This is a genomic window from Sphingomonas sp., from assembly GCF_040398505.1.
Classification (GTDB): Bacteria; Pseudomonadota; Alphaproteobacteria; order Sphingomonadales; family Sphingomonadaceae; genus Sphingomonas.
On the sequence record NZ_JBBATX010000176.1, the window covers coordinates 1 to 3383 of the forward strand.

General features: G+C 61.9%; 2 protein-coding genes. Both read left to right on the forward strand.

Annotation, left to right across the window (positions count from 1 at the left end):
- Positions 1-378, forward strand: a 378-nt coding sequence (locus ABWP09_RS14030; RefSeq protein ID WP_353205740.1) for a hypothetical protein, incomplete at its 5' end; no start/stop codon positions are given.
- 90 nt (positions 379-468) lie between these two features.
- Positions 469-3201 carry a preprotein translocase subunit SecA gene (gene secA, locus ABWP09_RS14035; protein ID WP_353205741.1) on the forward strand — a complete coding sequence of 911 codons (2733 nt, stop codon included), beginning with the start codon at positions 469-471 and terminating at the stop codon, positions 3199-3201.
- Positions 3202-3383: the final 182 nt, after the last annotated feature.

A 3383-nucleotide genomic window follows, 5' to 3' on the forward strand; every position in this document is an offset into this window, starting at 1 on the left:
TTCGATCCCCCTCGGCTCCACCATTTCTTTAAGTACGCCGAATGGCGTCGATATGGCTTTGCGCAGTTCGTCATGGACGTTGCGGGATCGAGCCCTTACATGCGGCACCGTACGATGAACTGGTTGCTTGTTCTTTCCGCGCTCTTTTCAACGCTGACCGGCGTTAGCGTTGGCGCGCGCCCGATTGAGGCGACGATTCAGCAATCGGCACTTGCGGCGAGTGTCCGGCGTCAGGCCATCGTCGCTGTCCGGCCTGCACGCGGGCATGTTCATTTGCTCGGTGCATTCGGACTTGGTGAGAGGTTTGCGTGCGCTAGCCACGTAGCTGGCATGACGCTCGCCAGCCCGCGCCTGTATCTGGATCGCCTGCGGGCTTGATCCGGCGGCGCTGACCGCGCTCGCACTCTTCTCGCGTCTTTCGGCACCGCGCGGCGCGCGGGCCATTTCTCTTTATCTCAGGAAATCCATATGCTCGGCGGCATTGCCAAATCGCTCTTCGGGTCGTCGAACGACCGGTATGTCAAATCGCTCGGCACGATCGTCGACAAGGTCGGCGCGTTCGAGCCAACCCTGCAAGCGATGTCTGACGAGGCGCTCGCCGGGCAGACGGTCACGTTCCGCGCGCGGCTTGCGGAGGGCGAAACGCTCGACGCTTTGCTGCCCGAGGCGTTCGCGACGGTGCGCGAGGCAGCCAAGCGCGTGCTGGGCCAGCGGCATTATGACGTGCAGATGGTCGGCGGGATCGTGCTTCACCGCGGCGAAATCGCCGAAATGCGCACCGGCGAGGGCAAGACGCTGGTCGCCACGCTCGCGGTCTATCTCAATGCGCTGCCGGGCAAGGGTGTCCACGTCATCACGGTGAACGATTACCTTGCCGCACGCGACGCCGGATGGATGGGGCAGGTCTACAGCTTCCTTGGCATGACGGTGGGCGTGATCGTGCCGAACCTGTCGGACCAGGAGCGCCGCGACGCCTATGCCGCCGACATCACCTACGGGACGAACAACGAGTTCGGCTTCGATTATCTGCGCGACAATATGAAGTATGACCGCGAATCGATGGTCCAGCGCCCGTTTGCGATGGCGATCGTCGACGAGGTCGATTCGGTGCTGATCGACGAAGCGCGCACGCCGTTGATCATCTCCGGCCCGACCGACGACAAGTCCGATCTGTATCGCTCGGTCGATCTCGTCGTGAAGGAGTTGAGCCCGGAGGATTACGAGAAGGACGAGAAGCAGAAGTCGATCATCCTGACCGAGGACGGCACCGAGAAGGTCGAGCGGATGCTCGAGACCGCCGGGCTGCTCGAGGGCGCCAACCTCTATGATTTCGAAAATACCCAGGTCGTGCACCACCTCAACCAGGCGCTGCGCGCGAACATGATGTTCCGCGCCGACACCGATTATATCGTCAAGGATGGCAAGGTCATCATCATCGACGAGTTCACCGGCCGCATGATGGACGGGCGGCGCTGGTCGGACGGTTTGCACCAGGCAGTCGAAGCGAAGGAGGGCGTCGAGATCGAGCCCGAGAACCAGACGATGGCGTCGATCACCTTCCAGAATTATTTCCGCATGTACCCCAAGCTCAGCGGCATGACGGGTACCGCCGCGACCGAGGCGGCGGAATTTTACGACATCTACAAGATGAACGTGGTGACGATCCCGACCAACGTCAGCGTCAAGCGGATCGATGAGGAAGACGAATTCTACAAGGACACCGCCGACAAATTCGCCGCGATCGCCAAGAAGATCAAGCATCACGCCGATCTCGGCCAGCCGGTGCTGGTCGGCACGGTGTCGATCGAAAAGTCGGAATTGCTGAGCGAGTTCCTCGTCAAGGAAGGCGTTAAGCACGAGGTGCTCAACGCGCGCCAGCATGAGCGCGAGGCGCATATCGTGGCGCAGGCGGGGCGCAAGAGCGTGGTGACGATCGCCACCAACATGGCCGGGCGCGGCACCGACATTCAGCTTGGCGGCAATCTCGAATTCATGGTCGCAGACGAGCTTTCGGACATGCCCGAAGGGCCCGAGCGCGACGCGGAAGTCGCGCGAATCAAGGCGCAGATCGCGGTCGAAAAGGCCGAAGTGCTGGCCGCCGGCGGGCTGTTCGTGCTCGGCACCGAACGGCATGAGAGCCGCCGGATTGACAACCAGCTGCGCGGTCGTTCGGGTCGCCAGGGCGATCCGGGCCTGTCGCGCTTCTACCTCAGTCTCGACGACGATCTGCTGCGCATCTTCGGCCCCGACACTTTGTTTGCGAAGATGATGCGCTCGAACATTGGCGATGGCGAGGCGATCGGCAGCAAGTGGCTGTCCAAGGCGATCGAGACCGCGCAGAAAAAGGTCGAGGCGCGCAATTACGACATCCGCAAACAGGTCGTCGAATATGACGACGTGATGAACGATCAGCGCAAGGTGATCTATGAACAGCGCGCCGACATCATGGATGCCGATACCGTCGGCGACGTGGTCGAGGATATGCGCGCCGAGACGGTCAACACGATCGTCGGCGGGGCGTGCCCTCCGGGAACCTACCCGGAGCAATGGGACATTGCCGGGATGAAGGCCGGGCTGGCCGAGACGCTCAATATCGAGCCGCAAATCGAGGCGTGGCTCCAGGAAGAAGCGATCGATCCTGAGATCATCGAAGACCGAGTCCAGAAAATGGCTGACGCGATGGTCGGGGAAAAGGCCGCGTCGCTCGATCCGGAAACGTGGATTCGCGTCGAAAAGTCGATTCTGCTGCAGAATCTCGATCATCACTGGAAAGAGCATCTTTCAACGCTCGATGCGCTGCGCCAGGTCGTGCATTTGCGCGCCTATGCGCAGAAGACGCCGATCAACGAATATAAGCAGGAAGCGTTTTCGCTGTTCGAGCGGATGCTGACCAACATTCGCGAGGATGTCACCCGGACGATCGCCTTCGCGCAGTTCCAGATCGAGGAAGCGCCGGCGCTACCGAGCTTGCCCGATTTTATCACATCGCATTTCGATCCGTTCAGCGGCGAGGACGACACGTACGATCGCGATGCCGGTAGCGGCCTGATCACCACGCGGCTGCCGCCGCTGTCGATCCCGCAGCCCGATGGCAGCGCGATCGGGCAGGATCCGGCGGCGTGGGAAGGTACCGTCAGCCGCAATTCGCCGTGCCCATGCGGATCGGGCCGCAAATACAAGCATTGCCACGGCGCGGTATAAGCCCGCGCTTGTAACCGGCACCGCGCGGACGCGGTGCCGGTCGAACGGTTATTTCGCCGCAACGCTTTCCGGCAGCGGCGCATTGTCGAGCGCCACTGGCACGTCGTAATAGCTGACCTTGCCGGTGCTGCCATAGGTCTTGGCGACTCGCGCGAACCACGCGTCGTTGAACCAGGCTTGCG

Coding starts and splice junctions, on each gene's coding strand:
- secA (WP_353205741.1), top strand. CDS start 469: ATGCTCGGCGGCATTGCCAAATCGCTCTTCGGGTCGTCGAACGACCGG.